This is a genomic window from Pseudarthrobacter adonitolis (genome assembly GCF_055412845.1).
In genome coordinates, this window is record NZ_JBVAYW010000004.1 from 114,401 (window position 1) to 134,053 (window position 19,653).

22 protein-coding genes and 1 pseudogene are annotated in these 19,653 nt (G+C 66.6%); 17 read left to right on the forward strand and 6 right to left on the reverse strand.

All coding sequences use genetic code 11. The features are described 5' to 3' along the window. The first annotated feature begins 14 nt into the window (after window positions 1–14). The 5 genes from ACZYZ4_RS06585 (at window position 15) to ACZYZ4_RS06605 (ending at window position 2,854) form a co-directional block, all read left to right on the forward strand. Window positions 15–596, forward strand: a complete 582-nt coding sequence (locus ACZYZ4_RS06585; RefSeq protein WP_252575441.1) for a single-stranded DNA-binding protein — start codon at window positions 15–17, stop codon at window positions 594–596. Window positions 597–724: 128 nt separating this feature from the next. Then, entirely contained in the window at window positions 725–964 is a 240-nt protein-coding gene (rpsR, locus tag ACZYZ4_RS06590; protein WP_003800144.1) for a 30S ribosomal protein S18, read from the forward strand. A gap of 17 nt (window positions 965–981) precedes the next feature. Next, window positions 982–1,434 carry a 50S ribosomal protein L9 gene (gene rplI, locus ACZYZ4_RS06595; protein ID WP_111908353.1) on the forward strand — a complete coding sequence of 151 codons (453 nt, stop codon included), beginning with the start codon at window positions 982–984 and terminating at the stop codon, window positions 1,432–1,434. Between the two features lie 361 nt (window positions 1,435–1,795). Beyond that, window positions 1,796–2,422, forward strand: coding sequence for a CE1759 family FMN reductase (locus ACZYZ4_RS06600; protein WP_463859271.1), 627 nt, complete (start codon window positions 1,796–1,798; stop codon window positions 2,420–2,422). A 66-nt stretch (window positions 2,423–2,488) separates the two neighbouring features. Beyond that, complete coding sequence (locus tag ACZYZ4_RS06605; RefSeq protein ID WP_463859273.1) at window positions 2,489–2,854, forward strand: TFIIB-type zinc ribbon-containing protein; 366 nt, start codon at window positions 2,489–2,491, stop codon at window positions 2,852–2,854. 160 nt (window positions 2,855–3,014) lie between these two features. On the opposite strand, the pseudogene ACZYZ4_RS06610 reads toward ACZYZ4_RS06605, so the two are convergent. Continuing rightward, window positions 3,015–3,707 (reverse strand): annotated as a pseudogene (locus ACZYZ4_RS06610) (YqjF family protein); the annotation flags it as partial. Window positions 3,708–4,027: 320 nt separating this feature from the next. Here ACZYZ4_RS06610 and ACZYZ4_RS06615 point away from each other — a divergent pair. The 9 genes from ACZYZ4_RS06615 to ACZYZ4_RS06655 all read left to right on the forward strand — a co-directional run bounded on the left by ACZYZ4_RS06615 (window position 4,028) and on the right by ACZYZ4_RS06655 (window position 11,972). Next, on the forward strand, window positions 4,028–4,888 hold the full coding sequence (locus ACZYZ4_RS06615) for a glycosyltransferase family 2 protein (protein WP_463859481.1): 861 nt from the start codon (window positions 4,028–4,030) through the stop codon (window positions 4,886–4,888). Between the two features lies 1 nt (window position 4,889). After that, entirely contained in the window at window positions 4,890–5,387 is a 498-nt protein-coding gene (locus ACZYZ4_RS06620; RefSeq protein ID WP_463859275.1) for a glycosyltransferase family 2 protein, read from the forward strand. A 23-nt stretch (window positions 5,388–5,410) separates the two neighbouring features. After that, window positions 5,411–6,502, forward strand: a complete 1,092-nt coding sequence (locus ACZYZ4_RS06625) for a hypothetical protein (protein WP_463859277.1) — start codon at window positions 5,411–5,413, stop codon at window positions 6,500–6,502. Window positions 6,503–6,514: 12 nt separating this feature from the next. Continuing rightward, the gene (locus tag ACZYZ4_RS06630) at window positions 6,515–7,327 is read left to right on the forward strand and encodes a glycosyltransferase family 2 protein (RefSeq protein WP_463859279.1); all 813 of its coding nucleotides are present in this window, start codon (window positions 6,515–6,517) and stop codon (window positions 7,325–7,327) included. After that, window positions 7,324–8,607, forward strand: coding sequence for a lipopolysaccharide biosynthesis protein (locus tag ACZYZ4_RS06635; protein WP_463859281.1), 1,284 nt, complete (start codon window positions 7,324–7,326; stop codon window positions 8,605–8,607). Before ACZYZ4_RS06630 ends, ACZYZ4_RS06635 begins: the two co-directional genes overlap by 4 nt. Next, window positions 8,604–10,385 (forward strand): glycosyltransferase, encoded by a 1,782-nt coding sequence (locus tag ACZYZ4_RS06640; RefSeq protein ID WP_463859283.1) that lies wholly within the window; start codon window positions 8,604–8,606, stop codon window positions 10,383–10,385. Before ACZYZ4_RS06635 ends, ACZYZ4_RS06640 begins: the two co-directional genes overlap by 4 nt. Further along, window positions 10,382–10,723: a hypothetical protein gene (locus ACZYZ4_RS06645; RefSeq protein WP_463859285.1), complete on the forward strand. Its 342-nt coding sequence runs from the start codon at window positions 10,382–10,384 to the stop codon at window positions 10,721–10,723. Before ACZYZ4_RS06640 ends, ACZYZ4_RS06645 begins: the two co-directional genes overlap by 4 nt. Then, on the forward strand, window positions 10,687–10,923 hold the full coding sequence (locus ACZYZ4_RS06650; RefSeq protein ID WP_463859287.1) for a hypothetical protein: 237 nt from the start codon (window positions 10,687–10,689) through the stop codon (window positions 10,921–10,923). Before ACZYZ4_RS06645 ends, ACZYZ4_RS06650 begins: the two co-directional genes overlap by 37 nt. Window positions 10,924–11,186: 263 nt before the next feature. Then, entirely contained in the window at window positions 11,187–11,972 is a 786-nt protein-coding gene (locus ACZYZ4_RS06655) for a hypothetical protein (RefSeq protein WP_463859289.1), read from the forward strand. Between the two features lie 65 nt (window positions 11,973–12,037). On the opposite strand, the gene ACZYZ4_RS06660 is transcribed toward ACZYZ4_RS06655, so the two are convergent. From ACZYZ4_RS06660 to ACZYZ4_RS06670, 3 genes are read right to left on the reverse strand one after another with little or no spacing between them, the layout of a single operon-like run. After that, complete coding sequence (locus ACZYZ4_RS06660; protein ID WP_463859291.1) at window positions 12,038–12,142, reverse strand: hypothetical protein; 105 nt, start codon at window positions 12,140–12,142, stop codon at window positions 12,038–12,040. 11 nt (window positions 12,143–12,153) lie between these two features. Beyond that, window positions 12,154–12,723: a hypothetical protein gene (locus ACZYZ4_RS06665; RefSeq protein ID WP_463859292.1), complete on the reverse strand. Its 570-nt coding sequence runs from the start codon at window positions 12,721–12,723 to the stop codon at window positions 12,154–12,156. 1 nt (window position 12,724) lies between these two features. Continuing rightward, a complete protein-coding gene (locus tag ACZYZ4_RS06670) occupies window positions 12,725–13,180 on the reverse strand; it encodes a hypothetical protein (RefSeq protein WP_463859294.1) in 456 nt (151 codons plus the stop codon). 690 nt (window positions 13,181–13,870) lie between these two features. Between ACZYZ4_RS06670 and dnaB the strand changes: the two genes are divergently transcribed. Next, window positions 13,871–15,253, forward strand: a complete 1,383-nt coding sequence (gene dnaB, locus ACZYZ4_RS06675; RefSeq protein ID WP_463859296.1) for a replicative DNA helicase — start codon at window positions 13,871–13,873, stop codon at window positions 15,251–15,253. A gap of 26 nt (window positions 15,254–15,279) precedes the next feature. Here dnaB and ACZYZ4_RS06680 read toward each other — a convergent pair whose 3' ends face one another. Continuing rightward, complete coding sequence (locus ACZYZ4_RS06680) at window positions 15,280–16,248, reverse strand: acyl-CoA thioesterase (RefSeq protein ID WP_463859298.1); 969 nt, start codon at window positions 16,246–16,248, stop codon at window positions 15,280–15,282. Window positions 16,249–16,320: 72 nt separating this feature from the next. Between ACZYZ4_RS06680 and aztD the strand changes: the two genes are divergently transcribed. Then, the gene (aztD, locus tag ACZYZ4_RS06685) at window positions 16,321–17,643 is read left to right on the forward strand and encodes a zinc metallochaperone AztD (protein WP_463859300.1); all 1,323 of its coding nucleotides are present in this window, start codon (window positions 16,321–16,323) and stop codon (window positions 17,641–17,643) included. Between the two features lie 93 nt (window positions 17,644–17,736). Here the strand turns inward: aztD and ACZYZ4_RS06690 are convergent, their stop codons facing one another. Continuing rightward, on the reverse strand, window positions 17,737–18,171 hold the full coding sequence (locus tag ACZYZ4_RS06690; RefSeq protein ID WP_426989048.1) for a DoxX family protein: 435 nt from the start codon (window positions 18,169–18,171) through the stop codon (window positions 17,737–17,739). A gap of 128 nt (window positions 18,172–18,299) precedes the next feature. Here ACZYZ4_RS06690 and ACZYZ4_RS06695 point away from each other — a divergent pair, with 128 nt between their 5' ends. Beyond that, the gene (locus ACZYZ4_RS06695; protein ID WP_463859302.1) at window positions 18,300–19,652 is read left to right on the forward strand and encodes an MATE family efflux transporter; all 1,353 of its coding nucleotides are present in this window, start codon (window positions 18,300–18,302) and stop codon (window positions 19,650–19,652) included. The last annotated feature ends 1 nt before the right edge of the window (window position 19,653 follow it).

Below are 19,653 nucleotides of genomic sequence, written 5' to 3' on the forward strand. Positions count from 1 at the left end.
CAAGGAGGCAGTAGATGGCAGGCGAAACCACCATTACGGTCATCGGTAATCTCACCAATGACCCGGAATTGCGGTTCACACCGTCAGGTTCGGCAGTAGCGAACTTCACCATCGCTTCCACCCCGCGCACCTTTGACCGCCAGTCCAATGAGTGGAAGGACGGGGAAACCCTGTTCCTCCGCGCAGCGGTATGGCGTGAAGCAGCCGAGAACGTCGCCGAGTCCCTCACCAAGGGCATGCGCGTGATTGTTTCCGGCCGTCTGAAGAGCCGTTCCTACGAAACAAAAGAAGGCGAAAAGCGCACCGTTATTGAGCTCGAAGTCGATGAAATCGGCCCGAGCCTGCGTTACGCCAATGCCAAGGTCAACCGCACCCAGCGCTCCGGCGGTCAGGGTGGGCAGGGTGGCTTCGGCGGCGGCAACAGCGGCGGTGGCTTCGGAGGCGGCAACTCTGGTGGAAACCAGGGCGGCAACTCCGGTGGAGGTTTCGGTGGCGGCAACCAGCAGGCTGCACAGGAGGATCCCTGGGCAACGCCCGGTGTATCCAACGCAGGCGGCGGCTGGGGCAACGGCCCCGATTCCGAACCTCCCTTCTAAACCAATCATTTAGGCCCGACGCCGGGACCGCCGAAAGTGCCGCAAGGCACTGGACGTGTCTGCCGCCGTCGGACCACCACCATCCCGTGGATCAATATCCACGGGCTCCATAGAATAGGAGCTCCACGATGGCTAAGGCTGAACTCCGTAAGCCCAAACCAAAGTCCAACCCCTTGAAGGCCGCTGACATCACTGTCATCGACTACAAGGACGTAGCATTGCTGCGCAAGTTCATCTCCGACCGCGGAAAGATCCGCGCCCGTCGCGTCACTGGCGTCACGGTGCAGGAACAGCGCAAGATCGCCCAGGCAATCAAGAACGCCCGCGAAGTTGCACTGCTGCCTTACTCCGGCGCTGGCCGCGGTTAGGGAAGGGATTAACTAACATGGCAAAGCTCATTCTGACCCACGAAGTAACCGGTCTCGGTGCTGCTGGCGACGTTGTCGAGGTCAAGGACGGTTACGCACGTAACTACCTGCTGCCCCGCAACTTCGCCCTGACCTGGTCCAAGGGTGGCGAGAAGCAGGTTGAGTCCATCAAGGCTGCCCGCGCCGCCCGCGAGCACGCTTCCCTGGAAGATGCTCAGAAGCAGGCCGCTGCACTCTCCGCCAAGCCGGTCAAGCTCGTCGTCAAGGCTGGCGAGACGGGACGCCTGTTCGGCACCGTCAAGCAGGCCGACGTCGCCGACGCTGTTGAGGCCGCTGGCCTTGGCCGCATCGACAAGCGCAAGGTTGAACTGCCGACTCACATCAAGTCAGTTGGTTCCTACCAGGCCAACGTCCGTCTTCACGCTGACGTTGCCGCTGTGATCGAACTCAACGTAGTCGCAGGCAAGTAGCCTTTCCGGCTACGCAGTCCTGAACTGCACGAAAACCCCCGTTGCCGTAACCGGCAGCGGGGGTTTTCTGTGCCTTCGCTGCCCCGAGATGGTTAGGGCCGGTCTAGCTCTGCCATGACGTGGCGGTAGCCCGTGCGTACCATTTCGGCGAGGATCTCGCGGTCTACGTCGTCGAGCTTGTGATGGGTCTTGTTCCGTCATGCCGGTAGTCCCCCACCCTGTGGCAGGCATGTCAGCCCGGCGGTGCCTGCCATGCTGCATCCGGGGAATCGTGAATTTGGACGCCCGGAATAAACGCGGACAGCCACCGGTTACGTGAGTACATGCAAACACATGCAATATAGAGCCTCAGGAGTCCACAGTGGAAACCCGCCGCATCACCGTACTGTCCGCCGGCCTGGGCGTGCCGTCTTCGAGCAGGCTGCTCGCCGACCAGCTCGCAGCAGCAGCAGGGCACCGCCTCGCCGATGTCGGTTTCGAGGTGATGGTTGACGTCGTGGAGCTCCGGGCCCTTGCGGTGGACATCGCCAACAACTTTGTCACCGGCTATGCGGCTCCGCGCCTGGCTGATGTCATTGCCGGCGTGGAGGCCTCCGATGGCATCATCGCCGTCAGCCCGGTGTTCAGCGCCTCCTACAGCGGCCTGTTCAAGTCCTTCATTGACGTCCTGGACCCCAAGTCCTTGGACGGCAAGGCGGTCCTGCTGGGCGCCACCGGCGGCACGGACCGCCACCAGATGGTTCTCGAGTACGCGATGCGCCCACTGTTCAGCTACCTGCGCACCAGGATGGCCGCTACAACGGTTTTCGCCGGCCCCCAGGACTGGGGAAACACGGACGACGGCGGCTCGCCCCTTTCGTCCCGGATCGACCGTGCGGCGGCAGAGTTTGCCGCCCTCCTGGCGGGGGAGCAGCCAGGCCGTAAGCCGGCGGCCTTGGACTCCGTGCCGTTCGAGCAGCTCCTGGCGGGCATTTCCGGCGGACACTAAGGCGGGCCGTCCGCCCCGGGCTCCTCGCTGCCGAACTATTCGGTCTTCCCAGTCGTTGACCGGAACATGAAATGTCCTGTGGATTCAATTGACCTGATCATGAGCGAACGCAGCGGCGTCGAAATCGACTACTGCCCGCAGTGCCGGGGCGTCTGGCTTGACCGCGGTGAGCTGGACAAGATCATCGACCGCGCCAACGACGCCATGGGTGGAAGCGCACCGACGCCTGCGCGCCCGGCGGCCGCGGCGCATGTCCCTGCTCCGGTTCCGCCCCCGCTGTATCCGGACTTTGAACCCCGCCGCGAGCAGCCCCGTTACGACCAGCCGCGCTACGACGACCCGAAATACAGCAAGCCGGGCTATGACCGCGACTACGACCGCCGTCGTCCCAAAAAGAAGGAAGGCTGGCTGGGAGACCTCTTCGACTTCTAGCCGCCGGACGGAGCGCTGTGCCCTGGTGGGCTGCGTGCCCTAGGTCACCGGCGGTTGGCCGAGGCTGCTCAACAGCCTTGGCCGTCCGAAACTTGGTCCGCACTCCGGGGGAGTACAGGACCGATTCAGGCGGTCCGCTCGCGATGATACCGGCAGACGCAATCAGTTCATCCTTCAGATGGTGCAGCGTGGCAGAGCACAGCGGCCACGGTTTATGGGTGTTTGGAATGTAGATGCTCCGTCCCCGGAACGTGCCGCGCACTCCAAACGTCGCCGTGAGAAAGACCGATAACGGGTCGTCGACGGTGGCATCTGATTGGGGTACGACGGCGAAGCTGCTCCGTGCTCCGTGCTCCGTGCTCCGTGCTCCGTGCTCCGTGCTCCTTGCTCCTTGCCTGGACGCTTGACCGAGTAGCCGATGGCTTCAACGTCTGGCGATTCCGGCCGGCGTTGGAAATAGCGGATTCGCGACCACACGTAGGGAATCCGCTGCTCGCGCTGCCAGGACGACGGGCAACCGGTTCGCGTCCAAGCTCAGGAAGACCACGCCTCTGGTTCCATCTGGTTCCGCCGAGTAGAGGCGCACGTTGACCTCATTGAAGCTGCCCAGGTACGGAATCCCGGGGCCGCGTCCGATTCCGGCGTTCTTCACGCGGAAACCGATAAGCCCTACCCACAAACTGCTGTCGAAGAGTTCCGGTTGCACTCCGGGCGGCATGAAACGAGCGGCTACGTTTTCCGGGATGCGCCAATGCAGGAATATGGCGTCGGTCCAGCGCTGGTCCATGATGGCGGGCGGTGGCAGTTCAGGCGCATCGAGCCAGAGGGACTCGGCGTTCGAGCGTTGATCCATAGCCAAGTGCCCTTCACGCGGCCTGGTTTTAACGTCTGTTTGGAAACCCTCACCAGCCCTGCTGCGCCGACTGCTAGAGTCGGAGCACCCTGTGTTCTCACAGCGGGAGGGGTATCCCCTCTACCTAACGCATTTACGGGATAAGTCCCCCAACGTACCTAACAGATCAATTGGCGTTGCCACCTCCACCCCTAGCTCTGGCGGAGCGCGAAATTCCCTACGTGGGACGCGATATAAAAGCGAGTACTCACTACTGGTGTGTACCTAGCCGGGCAGGCCATACGCTTTTGGCCAAAGCTTTCTACACACGCCATGAGGTGGTGAGGCATTTGTCTGTTTCCACCCAGCCCCCAAGTTCGTTCTCCAAGCCGGCGGCAGCGCCGGAGAGAGCGTCCATAAGCGTCGTAATCCCAACTTTGAACGAGGCCAAAAACGTCCCTTGGGTCCTACGGCGTATGCCTTTATACGTGGACGAGGTCGTGATTGTTGACGGTCGTTCCACGGACAATACCGTTGGGGTGGCGCGGGCACTTCGCAGGGATATCGTGGTGGTGGAGGAGCAGCGTAAGGGCAAAGGTGTCGCGCTACGGTCAGGATTTGCTGCAGCAACGGGCGACATCATCGTCATGCTGGACGCTGATGGAAGCATGGATCCCCAGGAAATTGGATGGTTCATTCCTCCACTCCAGCATGACTATGACTTAGTCAAAGGTTCCCGATACGTCACGGGAGGGGGGTCGGAGGACCTGACTTGGCTGCGGCGTACAGGAAACCGAGCACTGACCGGGCTGGCCAACGCAGTTCTGCACAGCAACTACTCGGACCTTTGCTACGGCTACATCGCTTTCCGGCGGGAGTGTCTGGAAGTTCTGCAGCTGGAATCCGACGGATTTGAAATCGAGACGGAGCTGATCGTCAAGGCTGCGAAGGCGGGCCTCCGGATTGCCGAGGTCCCCAGCTTGGAACTGGACCGCATCTCCGGGGCATCAAATCTCCAGACTTTCCGGGACGGCTGGCGGGTGCTGGGGTCAATGGCCCATGAGTGCCTCCTATGGGAGGCCCCCACTGCCGGCGCACGCCCCGAGGCGCTGCGCCGCGTGAAGTACGCCTACGCCAACGTGAGCTTCCCGCGAACGCCCACCGATCCGAAAAGCGTTCTTCCCGTAATAAGCGTGGCCTGACATGACGTACGCTCCTTCCCCAAGTGTCACCGTGATCGTGTCCGCCTACACCGCTGAACGCTGGGGCTGGCTGCTGGACGTAATCGGGTCCCTCCGCGCGCAAACCTGCGCACCTAAGGAAGTCTTGGTGGTCATTGACCACAACGAGGAACTTCACGAGCGGTTGACCGAGACTGTAGATGACGTCACCGTCGTTAAAAACACCGGCCCGCGCGGACTCTCTGGGGCCCGCAACACTGGCGTGGGCCTGGTGGACTCAGACGTCGTCGCCTTTCTCGATGACGACGCCGAGGCCGCGCCGGACGGGCTTGAACGCCTAATGGCGCTCTATGACGATCCTGAGGTGCTCGCAGTGGGCGGTCGCATGGAACCTGTCTGGGAGGCGGGGCGTCCCGGTTACTTCGGTGAAGAGCACGACTGGATCGTTGGCTGCAGCCATCGGGGCTTGCCACGGGTTGCATCCGAAGCACGGTCGACACCAGCAACACCATCCGACTGACACCACCCAGACAGGGGACGACCATGCACACCCGGCAGACCAAGGCACTGCACTTCGACATCCACGGCCGCGTCACGATCCGCGTCGACGCAAAGGCGCCGGCAGCGACCCAGCTCCAGAGCATGTTGGCGTGTTTCGCCACCGACACCGAACGGCCGGCCGACATCGTCGTCGATGACCGGCCGGAGCCGATGCCGGATGCGGGTCTGCTCGAGCACGAGCTCGCGTATACGGGGAACAGCGTGCGTTTCCAAGCCGATCGGGTCCAGGTCGTCAGGGACGCAGAGCAGTGGCGCATTCACGGGGCGGGGGAGCTGTTGACGTCCGTGGTCCCTGTTCTCGATGCCGCCATGGTCGGTCGAGGAGCCGCCATGATCCACGCGGCAACGATGGCGTACCGGGGTCACGCGATCGCGCTTCCCGCCGCCGGAGGGACCGGTAAGACGAGCACCGCCGCCAAGCTGATGCGGCGCGAGGGGTGGTCGTTCATGGGCGACGACTGGGCCTTCCTCGCCGAGGACGCCACGCTGCTCGGCTACGCGAAGCCGATGTTCATCAAGCCGCACCACCGGGCCATCTACCCGCACCTGTTCGAAGGTGTCCGGAAGCCCCTCGTCCCGTCACGGCTCTCGGAGAGCGTCGGCCGTCTCACCACGGTGGCGCACCCGTACGTCATCCGTTATCCGCGCCTCGCGGACTTCTCCCGCCGATGGTCGCCGGAGCACCGCATGGTCGAGGCGGGGACCGCGTTCCCGGGGCGAGAAGTGACGACCTCGGCCCCGCTCGCGGCCGCCGTCTACGTCGAGCGCTTCGAGGGCACCCGGTCTCGGATCGTCGAGCGGACGAGCGAGTGGATGGTCGACCGCATGATCGGCAACTTCCACATCGAGATGGCGGGCTTCTCGCAGCGGGTCGTGACCGGCCTGGCGGCCACGTCCGTCGTCCCGTGGCGCGAGCACTTCGCGGCGAAGGGGGTTGTGCTGAGCAAAGCGCTCGACGGACGTCCCTGCCACCTACTGCAGGTGCCCTCCGTGTACTCGGCGGACGAGGCGTCGGACGACATCGTCCGCTATCTCGAGCAGCTGCTGCCGTCGGTCCTCGACGAGCAGGCCTGAGGGGCGGACACAGTGGGTCACAGCCCTGGCGAGGTCACCGCGGTCGTTCCGGCCCGCAATGCGGAGCACCTGCTCCCGCGCTGCCTGGAGGCCCTGCGTCAGTCCGGTGTCGCCGAGATCATCGTGGTGGACGGATGCTCCACCGACCGCACCGTCGACCTCGCCCTCGCGGCCGGTGCCCGGGTCCTGAGTGACGAGGGGCGCGGCCTGCCATGGGCTCGAACGCACGGTGTGCAGAGCAGCAGCACCCCTTGGGTCCTGCTCGTCGACGCCGACGTCGTGTTCGGGCCCACGGGGGTCGCCGACCTGCTCGCGGAGCTGGTGGAGGGCGGCTACGACGCCCTCCAGGCCGGTCTGGAGAGTGTCGGTGGACCCGGCTACTGGGGGCAGGCGCTGGCACGTCACCATCGCACCGGCCGCAGCCGCTACTGGTTCGGGCTCGTGGCGACGCTCATCGACCGAGACCTGATGCTGCGTGTGGGTTTCGACGATTCGTTCAAGTCGGGGGAGGACATCGAGCTGCGTTGGCGGATGCGGGAGTCAGGGCTGCGAACGGCGGTGTCACGCCGGGTCGTCGTCGAACATCGTTTCGCCGCAGACGACTTCGACTTCGCGCTCGACCAGTTCCTCATGGACGGAACGGGACTGGGACGGATGATCCGCAAGCGCGGCTGGCGCGGTGCGAGGTTGGCGCTGCTGCCCGCCGCCGCGGCAGTCCGGGGAAGCGCCTTGAGCCTCGCCGCGGGCCAGCCTCGGTGGCTGCGCTACTACGCCGCCTTCTGCTGGTACAACTACGTGGGCCTGGCGAGGGGTCTCGCGCCATGAGGGCTGAGCGGGGGACCGCTGGAACGGACGGATCGCGCGTCCGGCACTCCGCCCTGCGCAGCTCGCTAGGCCTCGTCGTGGGCAAGGCCGCCCAGACGGGCTGGGGTTTCGCTTTCTGGGTCGTGGCCGCGCGCGCGACGTCCGACCGTGAGGTCGGGCTCACCATGGCCGCTGTCTCCGCGGTGATGATCTGCACGCAGCTCGCGGTGCTGGGCGCCGGGTCGGCCGTGATCGTCGCGGTTGGGCGAGGGGAGCCGCCCGCGCGGGTGCTGGACGCGGCGTTCGCCATCGTGGGGGTAGCCGGCACCGTGCTGGCCCTCGGCTACCTCATGTTGCAGTCGGCCGTGACGCCGGACACGGCCTCGGTCTCGGTTCTCTTCTGGCTCACGTTCCTCGTGGCTGCCGTCACTGGCACCCTGGTCATTGTGCTGGACCAGGCGCTCGTGGCGTTGGGACGCGGTGCCAGCGCGACCTCGAGGTACGCGTTGGGCGGTGGGGTCTCACTCGGGGCTGCAGCGCTCGTGGCCTGGCGGGCGCACGGCGCCTCTGCCGACGTGCTGATGGCCTGCTGGACCCTCGGGACGACCGTGGCGTGCGTCGTCGGTGCGGTCCAGCTGCGAAGGCTGGTCGGCTACCGGCCGCGACCGTCCTTGCGCCCGGCGCGCGGCGGTCCACTGCTGGCGCTGGGCATTCCGCTCCAGCTCCTCACCCTCACCGAGCGCGCCCCCGGGCTGGTGCTGCCGCTCCTGCTCGCGCACATGGTGTCGCCGGAGGCCGCTGCCTACTGGTATCCCGCATGGATGATGGCCTGGGCCGCCTACACCGCTCCGACGCTGATGGGCATCGTCCAGTTCTCCGAGGGTGTCCGCGACCCGGACCGCCTGGTGTCGACCACCTGGGCGAGTCTCCGTTGGTCGCTCGCAGTAGGAGGTCTGGCTGCCGCCGTCCTCGTCCTCCTCGCTCACCCGCTGCTCAGTCTGCTGGGGGAACGGTACGCCGACTCGTCCGCCGACGCTCTGCGGTGGTTGGCGGCCGGACTGGTGCCGTACGCGGTGCTGCAGGCCTACAACGCCGTGTGCCGGGCTCGCGGTCGCTACGCGGAGGCGATCGTGGTCGGCGTGACGCTCGGAGTCGCCCTATGCACTTCAGCGCTGTCGGCCGCCGACAGGGGCGCCAGCGCCATGGCCCTTGCGTGGCTGGTGGTGCTCTCCATCGGGGCCGCGGCGGCCGGCCTCCGGCTGGTCTTCGTCCTCCGGCGCGTCACGCAGGACGCGCGATGACCAGCACGCTCGGTGCGACCAGCCGCACCGAGGGACGCTGGAAGCCCCGTGACGTGTGGTGCGCACTGGCGGGCGTCGTGTCGCTGGCGCTTGCCGCGGGGGCCGCCTCCACGGTGGCCGTGCCCGTGAACAACGACCTGGGGCTCGTCGCCGTGCTGCCCTACCCGTTCTGGGCGGGGGTCCTGCTTCTGAACGTCGCCTTCGTCGTGGCGCTGCGGGGGGATGCCGCAGGCCCGGCGCGCCGCCCGGTCATGATGTGGCTCGTCGTGGTGCTCGTGCTCGTGCTCTTCGGGACCGCAGCCTTCGTGACGGACGTACCGCGGGGTGAGGTCGCGTTCCGTCATCTCGGCATCGCCGACGCCCTCTCGCGCACCCAGGGGATCGACCCGGACATCGACGCGTACTTCAACTGGCCGGGTTTCTTCGCCCTCCTGGCAACGGTGCTCCGGGCGACCGGTCTCGACCCGGTGGCCGTTGCCCTGTGGGCACCGGTGCTCAACATGAGTCTGTGGCTCGTTGCCCTGGGCGTGCTGACGGGCTACCTGACGCGGGATCCGCGACGGCGCTGGCTCGTGCTCTGGGTCTTCTGCCTCGGCAACTGGCAGGACCAGGACTACCTGTCTCCCCAGGCCTTCGGCTTCTTCCTGTACCTCGTCGTGGTCGCGCTGGTCCTCGGCCCGTTGGCCGCGCGGCCCCCCGAGTTCCGCAGCTTCCGACGCGCCGACCTGGCGGCGTGGTGGCGAGGGCGGTCGCCCGCCGAGCCCCGGCCGAGGCACCGGGTGAGCGCCCTCGCGGTGACCCTCTTGCTCATCACGGTCATCTGCGCGAGCCATCAGCTGACGCCGTTCATTGTGCTGATCGCCATCACCGCTCTCACCCTGAGCGGACGTGTCTGGCCCAGCCGGCTGCCCCTGATCACCGCGGTCGTGCTGGCGCTCTGGCTCGTCTACCCCGCGAGTGCATACCTCGTCGGGCACCCACCCCTGGCGGACGCAGGGCTGCAGGCCGCGACCGAGGCGAACGTCGTAGACCGCTTGAGCGGGACCGCTGGGCACGTGCTCGTGGTGCAGGTCCGGGTCGTTCTCACCCTCGTGCTGTGGGCGCTCGCCGCGGCGGGGGCGGTGCGCGACTGGCGAAGAGGGCGTCTCGACATCCGCGTGGTCCTCCTCGCCGTTACCCCACTGCTGCTCTTCCCCGCGCAGTCGTACGGCGGGGAGATGCTCATCCGCGTCTCGCTGTTCGCGCTGCCCTTCATCGCCGTGCAGGCGTGCTCGGTCCTGCTTCCCACGGACGGCAGCACACGCCCCTCCTTCCGCGCCGCGGGGGCCCTTGCGCTCACCTGCTTCCTGCTGGCCGTGCTGACCGTGACGGGCCGGTTCGGGAACGCCCAGTATGACGTCTTCACCGACGATGAGATCGCCGCCGTCGCCGCCGTGCAGCGTCTCGCGCCCCCCGGTTCGGCGATCATCTCGGCTGCCCACCCGACGCCGTGGCGCAGCGAGGCCTACCTCGAACACCGGTACCGGACGATCGAGGACGACCTGTGCCGGTCCGACTTGTCGACGGCGACGTGCGGCCCACTCGTCTACGGCTACGCCCGGCACAACCCTGCCGGTGCCGTCGTGCTGCTCACACGCTCGTCGGAGGCGAATCTCGTACTCACGGGCGCCAGCAGCGCGCGCGGCTTCGCCGAGCTGGAGGCGTGGCTGAGCGTGCAGGACGGCGTGGAGCTCGCCTTCAGCAACGTCGACGCACGCGCGTACCGGGTGACGCCATGAGCGGCGGCGGCGTCAGCCGGCCCACCGTGGCGCTCGGTCTCGCGACCGTCGCGCTGTCGCTGGTGACGCTCGTCGGGCTGCCGACACCGCTACAGACGGTCGCCGCGACAGCCGTGCTCGTCCTGCTCCCGGGGCAGGCACTGGCCCGACTCACGCCGGTGACCGACCTCGCGCTCGGCGCGCTGCTCGTCCTGGCGCTCGGCCTCGCCGCGCTCACGGCCGTGTCCACGGCGATGTTCTACCTCGCTGTGTGGTCGTGGCAGGCGTGCGTCGTCACGATGGGCGTCATTACCATCCTCGCGTGCATGGCACGCGCACGGCAGGAGGCCGCGTCATGATCGACCTGGCGGGACTGCTCGCGACTGCCATCCTGCTCGTCACTCTCGTCGCGCTCGAGGTCCGACGCGCCGGACCAGACGCCGGGCAGCCCACCCGCCCTAGGCTCCTCGGCCGAACGGTGAGCCGCAGGGTCGTCGCCGTCATGTGGACGATGTACCTGCTCCTCTTCCTTCCACGGGTGCTGGGACTGCTCGCGTGAGCCGCGCGGCGCGGTGGTGGCTCCTCAGCGACCTCCACCTAGGCGTGTCGGACGACGACCCCCGGTGCCCCGGCAGAGTGCTGCCCGAGTTCCTGCGCCGCGAGGTGCTCGCCGCCTCCGCTCCGCAGCAGCACGTCGCCTTCGTCGGTGACACGTTCGAGCTGGTCGGGTTAGCCGAGGACGAGAGCCTGGCCCGGCTCGAGTCCATCCTCGCCCGCCACCTCGACACGTTCTGGGCGCTGGAGGCGTGTGCGGCGCGCGGCGTGCAGCTGCACTTCGTGTGCGGTAACCACGACGTGGAGCTGGCCCGGCCCTCGGTTGCCGCCCGCCTGTCGGCGCTGCTGTCACCCGTCGAGCCCACGCGGGTCCGGGTGCACCCGTGGTTCTTGCACGTGCCCCACGTGCTCGTGGCCGAGCATGGGCACCAGCACCACGCGCTGCACCGGATACCCGAGGTGCTCCGCGCGGCGGTCAACGGCACCGACGAGCTGGACCTACCACCGCTCGCCGCCTGGAACGCCCATCCGTCGAGGTCGCGCCTGAGCCGTGCCGGGGCCGTTGCCCGGGCCTGCCTGGCGTCCGAGCGGGCGGAACGCCGCGTCCGGGAGCTCGCGTACGACGAGCTGTTGCAGACCGAGTCACTGCGGCTCGCGCTCGACGGTGTGGCCGTTCGGGACCTGGCGCGCCTGTCCCGGTTCCGGACGGTGTCGGCGCTCCCGGTCGCCGCGACTCGCATGGTGCTCGCGGCCGCCGGGCGCAGGGTCGCCGGCGAGGAGGCTCCTGCTGCAGCGGGCCGGTTCGCACGTACCCTCGAGGCGTACGGTTCCGGGGTGGCCTGGTACGTCTCGGGCCACACCCACCGGGCCCTCGAGTCGGCGCTCGAGGCGTGCTCCACCCGGTACGTCAACACCGGCACGTGGTGTTCGGACGTCCGCGGTCGCGGACCTGACCAGTCGGACCGTCGGGCGTTCCCGTACGCCGTGGTCGACGTCGCCCGCGACGGCGCCACCAGCGGCGGGCTGCGGTACTGGCGTCCGGACGGTGGCTGAGCCGTACCGGTGTCAGCGCACCGGCCGGGCGGGTTGCACGCTCGCGTGCAAGGAATGGCCGCCGGTCACACGGGGAACCCGACGTGCGCCAGAGCCTGGCGCACGAGCACTCCGTGCGAGCCGGGCATCTCGCCGCGGGCGGCGAGCGAGGCAGCCTCCTCGGGCGTCACCCAGGACAGGTCTAGTCGTCCAGGAGGGCGATGAACTCGCGCGCCTGCTTCAGGGAGATGTCCGAGTGCCTGGTCAGGGCAGTGGCGGCGCCTTCGGTGTCGCCACTGCGCGCCAGCGTGCGGATGCGGCCGTAGATCTCGTCGTTGAGCATGTTGCTGCTGACCTCACGCGTCACGTCGCCCTTGCTGGCAATGGCGCGGTAACGGTAGGGGAACCGCTGGGGCGTGTCGTCGTCGGGCTCTGCCTCCGTCGCTTCAGCGGCAGGGCTGCGGTAGGCCTGCGGATGGGCGGCCAGCGCCCCCACCGCGTCCCGGGATGCCCGCAGGCCGTCGCCTGTGGCCTCGTAGTACAGCTTGATGGCCGCCATCGCCTGTCCTTGGGCAATCAGCGCGTACAACCTGCGGTGCTGGTCCTCAGAGAGCTTGGCGGCGGCCAGACGGGCCACCTCAACCGGATCCGGCGCCGGGGCGGTCCGGGCCTGCTTGACGGCCGCCTGCCGCCTGCTGACCGCCCGGGCTGCCAGTGCGACTCCGGCGGCCACGACCGCAAGGATAATAACGGGGATCACGAGCGATTCCATTCTAAAGCCGATCTACATACTTTTTGGCTGTCGCCAGGTCCGTTTGGGTTGCCTGGCGGAGGAGTTTGATGGCCTGGATTTTGTGGCCGTCGTGCGCCATCGTCTGCAACTGCATGGCCAGCTGAGGGTCCAGATGCCCGCCGGGCAGCGCCGCATAACCGTAGTGGCCGGCACCCGCTCCGGACTGCCCGCGCCGTGCTGTCCGGGCATGGTCTTCCTGCTGCGACTGCTGCTGTTCGTTCTGGCTGGGCCGGGTGTTGGCTTCGAGGCGGGCACGCACGGCTGTTGCCACGCGCACCTGCTCGGCATAGTGCGCCGCAGAGCGCCTGGCCAGGTCCTGCTGGTACTTCTCGGCGTCGGAGGTTCCGGAATCACGCGGCCTGAGGGCTGTGGTGAGTGCCCAGATTATTGCCGCCAACACGCCGGCCGGCAAAAACACCATCAGTACGTCGCCCATAGTCAGAGCTTATGCCAGATGCCCGTTATCCACAGCACATTCCTGCCGTCGCATACAGCCGATTTGCTGTGGCGTCAAAAAATGCCGGGCGGTGTGGGTCGCATCACCTTGGGGGCATGAATCGGGCGGTTGAGACGCTTTGAAGGGCAGATCTTTCAACAGCGCCGCGCCGCAAGCTGTGGATGAAGGTTAGGGAAAAAAGAATCTAGTCCACATCCTCGACGAACGTTTTCGCAGGTCAGATGCTTGTATGCGGCCAAAGTTTTTTTGTTTCCACAGGTTCGCCCACAGGCTGTGCACAAGCTATGCCCGTTAGTGCACAGGTTATCCACAGCCCTCCGGGCTTGTGGGCTTGGCCGCTGCGGCGGTGGCGGCTACCGTTGCGGGATACCTGCTTTAGGGGCGCGATGACGCCGTCGCGGACATGTGCTGTCGCCGCAGTGGAGGCCTTCGGCCCGGCCGCTGCGGCGCATTCTGTGGATAACTTGCGGAATATGGGGATAACTCCCACGCGCGTTGCGCAGACTCCAAGTTGCGCAGACTTCAATCGGGCCCGCCGGGCTTCATTGTCGGTGGCCGCTGATAGACCTGAACGTATGCCGTCCCGTGGAGGTCCCTCGGGATGGCACCCGGCAGGTAAATGACTTACTCGTCGCATCATGACGCGGCACACTACGGAGGACGGCAGCTTTGTCAGTAACGCACCTGGACTCGATCGAGGGTACCCGCGGATCAGAAGGCAGCCGTAAGCCACCACAGGACATTCCCGCCGAGCAGTCCGTCCTCGGCGGCATGATGCTGTCCAAGGACGCCATCGCGGACGTTGTGGAAATTCTCCGCGGCCAGGACTTCTACCGGCCTGCGCACGAGACCATCTACGAGGCGATCATCGACCTCTACGGCCGCGGCGAGCCGGCAGATGCCGTCACCGTCTCGGACGAACTGACCAAGCGCGCAGAGATCAACAGAATCGGCGGCCCCGCCTACCTGCACGAGCTCATCCAGACTGTTCCTACGGCCGCCAACGCCGGCTACTACGCCGAGATCGTGGCAGAGCGCGCCGTTCTGCGCCGGCTCGTCAATGCCGGCACCAAGATCGTCCAGCTGGGATATGGCTCCGACGGCGAGGTGGAGGACCTGGTCAACCAGGCGCAGGCCGAGATTTACGCCGTGGCGGAGCGGCGCACAGCAGAGGACTATGTGGTCCTCAAGGACGTTATGGAAGCCACGGTGGACGAGATCGAGGCTTCCGGACACCGCGGGGAAGGCATGACCGGGGTCCCCACCGGGTTCTATGAACTCGATGAACTCACCCATGGACTGCACCCGGGACAGATGATTGTTATCGCCGCCCGTCCGGCAGTTGGCAAGTCCACGTTCGCCCTGGACTTCGCCCGCTCGGCGGCCATCAAGAACAACCTGGCCACGGTCATGTTCTCGCTCGAAATGGGCCGGAACGAAATCGCCATGCGCCTGTTGTCCGCCGAAGCAACCATCGGCCTGCAGGACCTTCGCAAGGGCACCATCAAGGACGAGCAGTGGTCCAAGATCGCCACCACCATGGGCCGGATGAATGATGCCCCGCTCTTCATCGATGACAGCCCTAACATGTCGTTGATGGAAATCAGGGCCAAGTGCCGCCGCCTCAAGCAGCAGCATGACCTGAAGCTCGTGATCCTGGACTACCTGCAGCTCATGAGCTCCGGCAAGAAAGTGGAGTCACGCCAGCAGGAAGTCTCCGAGTTCTCCCGTGCGCTCAAGCTGCTGGCCAAAGAACTCCAAGTCCCTGTCATCGCCCTGTCGCAGCTCAACCGTGGCTCCGAGCAGCGCCAGGACAAGAGGCCCATGGTCTCTGACCTCCGTGAATCCGGCTCCATCGAGCAGGACGCGGACATGGTCATCCTGCTGCACCGTGAGGACGTCTATGACAAGGAATCCCCGCGTGCAGGCGAGGCGGACATCCTGATCGCCAAGCACCGTAACGGCCCCACCAAGGACATTGTGGTGGCATTCCAGGGCCACTACTCGCGCTTTGCCAACATGGCGGCCGACGCCGGAGGCAGCGGCTTCTAGGCCCGTTCCCGACGCGGCTGGCGGGCTTAGCCCTGCCCCAGCAGGTGGTTGGGCAGCCGGTTCCCCGGAGCGGTCCCGCGGATCTCGAGCAGTTCGCGGGCGTGGGCATGCAGCCGATTGTCCTCCGCCGAGAGCGGCACCCAGCCGGGGACGGGCACCGAGTTGCCGTCGGCGTCGCGCGCCACCATGACGGTGAGGCAATACGTGGTGAGGTTCAGTTCCTTGCCCTTCGGATCACCGGAGCGCACGTGTACGGCGATGTGCATGCCTTTGGTCCCGGTGTAGACCAGCCTCGCCTCGACCTCCACCACATGGCCGATCAGCAGGGGCTGGTAGAAGCGCACGCCCCCGGAGAATACCGCCACGGTGTCCATTCCGCAGTACCGGGACGCGCAGACATAGGCGGCTTCGTCGATCCACTTCATCACGATGCCGCCGTGCACTTTCCCGCCCCAGTTCACATCCGTGGGGGCGGCCATGAAGCGCAGCGTCACGCGTTCGGCTGTCCCGGCGTCGGTATATTCCTGGGCGTTCATGGCTTCGACGATCCGTTCGCGGATCCCGATCCGCGCCAGCGCATGATCGCGCTGTTCGATCTCCGCCGCGGTGACCGGCTCGAACTGCTTCACGGCGGTGGGCTTCCCGTCTTCCCCGACCGCCACAAAGATCACCATGCACTGGCTGCGCATCGTGGCGGGGCCGCCCTTGGGATCGCCTGAGGAGACGACGGTCCGGATGTGCATGGAGGAGCGTCCCGTGTAGACGATGGTGGCCTCCACCTCCACCATGTCGCCGCTGTTCACCGGGTCCGCGAAGTGGATGTTGCCCACGTAGGCGGTGACGCAGTAGGACTTGGCCCAGCCCACGGCGGCAGCGTACGCGGCCTTGTCCACCCACTCCAGGACGGTCCCCGCGTCCACCGAGCCGCTGTGGCCCACATCCGTGGGGGCAGCCAGGAAGCGGAGGGTTACGGAAGTGGCCGCGGTCTCAGTCATGCTGCGATCTTACTGAGACGGAGGGGCGGGGCTGACATACATCTGTAAATAAGAATGAGTATCATTAACAACATGATGACACCTCAACCCAGTTTCCCCTTCCCCCGACGCCGCTCCCGGATGTTCCCGGCGGCGCTCGTGGCCTCCGCACTTCTCCTCTCGGCGTGCGGGGGCGCGCCCGGCACGGCCGCTGGACCCTCACCCACGACAAACACCAATGCGGCTGGCAGTGCCACCGCCGAAGGCGGCGAGGCAAAAGAGTCCCAGGCGCCAGCCCCGCGGCTGATCTTGACCCACGATGCAGGTATTACGGTCCTCGACGCCAAAACACTGCGGATAGTGGGGGAAACGCCCTTGGAGGGATTCAACCGCCTCAGTCCGGCAGGGGACGGCCGGCACGTCCTGGTGTCCACCGGAGATTCCTTCCGCGTCTTTGACGCCGGCGTGTGGACTGAGGCGCACGGCGACCACGGACACTCCTATGTCGCCGCACCGCGGCTGACGGACAGGGCCTTCAGCGCCACCAAGGCCGGCCATGTGGTCAACCACGCCGAGAAGACAGTGCTGTTCAATGACGGGTCGGGCAAGGTGGAAGTTTTTGATCCGGCCACGCTGACTGACGCACTCAAGACCGGCCTGCCCGCGACCAGCACCTACACCACGCCCGAAGCCCATCATGGCGTGGCAGTGCAGCTGGCGGATGGGAAGCTGCTGGTCACCCTTGGCAACGAGGAGGGCCGCAATGGCCTGGCGCTGCTGAGTGCGCCGGCGGGCGACGGCGGGCAGGGACGCAGTGAACTGCTCCGCAACGAGTATTGCCCCGGCGTGCATGGCGAGGCCGTGGCAGGCAGTGAAACCGTCGTGGTGGGCTGTGAGGACGGCATGCTGGTCTACCGGGACGGCGCCTTCACCAAGGTTGCAAGCCCCGACCCGTACGGCCGCATGGGCAACCAGGCCGGAAGCCCCGACTCTCCAGTGATCCTCGGAGATTACAAGGTGGACAGGGACGCCGAGCTTGAGCGGCCCACCCGGATCTCACTGGTCAACACTGACACCGGGGCACTGCAGCTGGTGGACCTGGGCACCAGCTATTCCTTCCGTTCCCTGGGCCGCGGTCCGGCCGGGGAGGCCCTGGTGCTGGGCACGGACGGGGCGCTCCATGTCATTGATCCGACGACGGGCGAGGTCACCGCTGCCATTTCCGTGGTTGGCGCCTGGACGGAGCCGGATGCCTGGCAGGATCCCCGCCCCACCCTGTTTGTCCAGGGCTCAACGGCCTACGTCACGGAACCGGCCGCCTCCACCATCCACGCCGTTGACCTCAATGCGGGAAAGGTGGTCAGGAGTGCCGTCCTGGAACGCGCCGCCAACGAACTGACCGGAGTTGCCGGCTGACCTTCTGACGGCTAAGGACGTTAAGCGCGACGGCGGACCGGCGCCTGGGTACTGTCCGCCGTCGGGCTTTACGTTCCGTTGTGGGAGTCCGCCTTACGCGAGGACTGCCAGTTTGGAGCCCTTGCGGCCGAACAGGACGCGGTCCACTGACACGCGGCCGGCTCCGGTGAGTGCGAGTGCCAGGGCGGCAGCGCCCAGGAGCAGCACCAGTTCGTACCCGCCCTTGTCAGCGAAGACTCCTGCCGAGGCGTGCACCAGGAAGAGGGCGCCGATCATGTTTACGGCCAGCAGGGCGGCCACCACGCGGGTGAGTGCGCCCAGGATGAGGGCAATGCCGCCGGCCAGTTCGAGGCCTGCAATGAGTGGTGCTGACACGTTGGCTGCGGGCACACCCATCTGGGCGAACGCTGCCTGGGTGCCGGCGATGGTCCATTCGTTGAACTTTTGCCAGCCGTGGGCGGCGAAGAGGAAGCCAAGGATGACGCGCAGGACGGTGATGGCGGTGGTGGTGAGGCGTGACTGATTCATAGATCGAGTCTCCTTGATCATTAGTTGAAGTGTCAACTAAGCGTCTTCTGCTGTGTCCTTGGTCATGACTTCCGGCGTCACGGAATCAGGGCCGCCAGGTGGTCGGTGCCGGCCGTTAGGCTGAAACTGTGCCCAACCAATCCGCCCCCGCTGCCGTGCAGCGTTCCGCCGGCCATGCCCGGGAAATCCTGCGGCTCGCCGTGCCGGCGTTCGGCGCCCTGATTGCCGAACCGCTGTTCCTGCTCGCGGATTCGGCCATTGTGGGCCATCTCGGCGTGGCCCAGCTGGCCGGCGTGGGGCTCGCTTCCGCCGTGCTGCACACCGCCGTCGGCCTGATGGTGTTCCTCGCCTACTCCACCACCCCGGCGGTGGCCCGCGCGATGGGACACGGCCAGCTGGGCAAGGCGCTCGCCGCAGGGCGCGACGGCGTCTGGCTGGCACTCCTGTTGGGCATGGTGCTGGCCGTGGCCGGATTCTGGGCCGCTGAACCGCTGGTGTCCCTCATGGGCGCTGAGGGTGACGTGCGTTCATTCGCTGTTGACTATCTGCGCTGGTCCATGCCCGGCCTGGTGGCAATGCTGCTTATCTTTGCGGGCACGGGTGTCCTCCGCGGATTGCAGGACACCAGGACGCCGTTGCTCGTGGCCACCGCAGGCTTTGCCCTGAATATTGTCCTTAACCTGTGGCTGGTCTACGGGCTGGACTGGTCCGTTGCAGGCTCGGCGGCAGGCACCAGCGTGGCCCAATGGGCCATGGCGGCCGTCTATCTGTTGATGGTCCAGCGAAATGCTGCCCGGCACGGCATCAGCCTCTGGCCCGACTGGAGCGGTATCCGCGCGATGACCAGGGTCGGTTCGTGGCTCATGCTGCGCACGCTGAGCCTGCGCGTCGCCATCCTGGCCACGGTATTTGTGGTTACGGGGCAAGGTGCCGTCAACCTGGCGGCGCACCAGCTGGCCATGACCATCTTCTCGTTCCTCGCTTTTGCCCTCGATGCCCTTGCCATCGCCGCCCAGGCCCTGATCGGCAAGGAACTGGGCGCATCCAACCCCGTCAGGGCGCGGCACCTAACCCGGACCATGATCCGCTGGGGTATCGGATTCGGCGTGGTCACGGGAGCCCTGCTGGCCGTCGCTGCGCCCTGGGCGGGGGCGCTGTTCACTTCCGACGCCGGCGTGCAGTCCGTGCTGACATACGCTCTGTGGATCATGGCCGCCGGTCAGCCCCTTGCCGGTTATGTTTTTGTCCTGGATGGAGTGCTGATCGGCGCCGGTGACGCCAAGTACCTGGCGCTGGCAGGCGTAGTCAACCTCGCCGTCTACGCCCCCATGCTCGTGGCCGTTGCCGTCTCCGGCATGTCCGCTGCTGCAGGCCTCGTTTGGCTGTGGGCCGCCTTTGCGCTGGGCTATGTGGCCGCCCGGGCGGTGACGCTGGGCCTGCGCGCCCGGTCGGACCGCTGGATGGTGCTGGGTTCGCCATAGG

Excerpts from the sequence above, each read along its gene's own strand:
- ACZYZ4_RS06665 (WP_463859292.1), bottom strand. The coding sequence starts at position 12,723 with ATGGAATCGCTCGTGATCCCCGTTATTATCCTTGCGGTCGTGGCCGCC.
- ACZYZ4_RS06680 (WP_463859298.1), bottom strand. The coding sequence starts at position 16,248 with ATGACTGAGACCGCGGCCACTTCCGTAACCCTCCGCTTCCTGGCTGCC.
- ACZYZ4_RS06670 (WP_463859294.1), bottom strand. The coding sequence starts at position 13,180 with ATGGGCGACGTACTGATGGTGTTTTTGCCGGCCGGCGTGTTGGCGGCA.
- ACZYZ4_RS06690 (WP_426989048.1), bottom strand. The coding sequence starts at position 18,171 with ATGAATCAGTCACGCCTCACCACCACCGCCATCACCGTCCTGCGCGTC.
- aztD (WP_463859300.1), top strand. The coding sequence starts at position 16,321 with ATGATGACACCTCAACCCAGTTTCCCCTTCCCCCGACGCCGCTCCCGG.
- rpsR (WP_003800144.1), top strand. The coding sequence starts at position 725 with ATGGCTAAGGCTGAACTCCGTAAGCCCAAACCAAAGTCCAACCCCTTG.
- rplI (WP_111908353.1), top strand. The coding sequence starts at position 982 with ATGGCAAAGCTCATTCTGACCCACGAAGTAACCGGTCTCGGTGCTGCT.
- ACZYZ4_RS06605 (WP_463859273.1), top strand. The coding sequence starts at position 2,489 with ATGAAATGTCCTGTGGATTCAATTGACCTGATCATGAGCGAACGCAGC.
- ACZYZ4_RS06645 (WP_463859285.1), top strand. The coding sequence starts at position 10,382 with ATGAGCGGCGGCGGCGTCAGCCGGCCCACCGTGGCGCTCGGTCTCGCG.
- ACZYZ4_RS06620 (WP_463859275.1), top strand. The coding sequence starts at position 4,890 with ATGACGTACGCTCCTTCCCCAAGTGTCACCGTGATCGTGTCCGCCTAC.
- ACZYZ4_RS06640 (WP_463859283.1), top strand. The coding sequence starts at position 8,604 with ATGACCAGCACGCTCGGTGCGACCAGCCGCACCGAGGGACGCTGGAAG.
- ACZYZ4_RS06625 (WP_463859277.1), top strand. The coding sequence starts at position 5,411 with ATGCACACCCGGCAGACCAAGGCACTGCACTTCGACATCCACGGCCGC.
- ACZYZ4_RS06585 (WP_252575441.1), top strand. The coding sequence starts at position 15 with ATGGCAGGCGAAACCACCATTACGGTCATCGGTAATCTCACCAATGAC.
- ACZYZ4_RS06635 (WP_463859281.1), top strand. The coding sequence starts at position 7,324 with ATGAGGGCTGAGCGGGGGACCGCTGGAACGGACGGATCGCGCGTCCGG.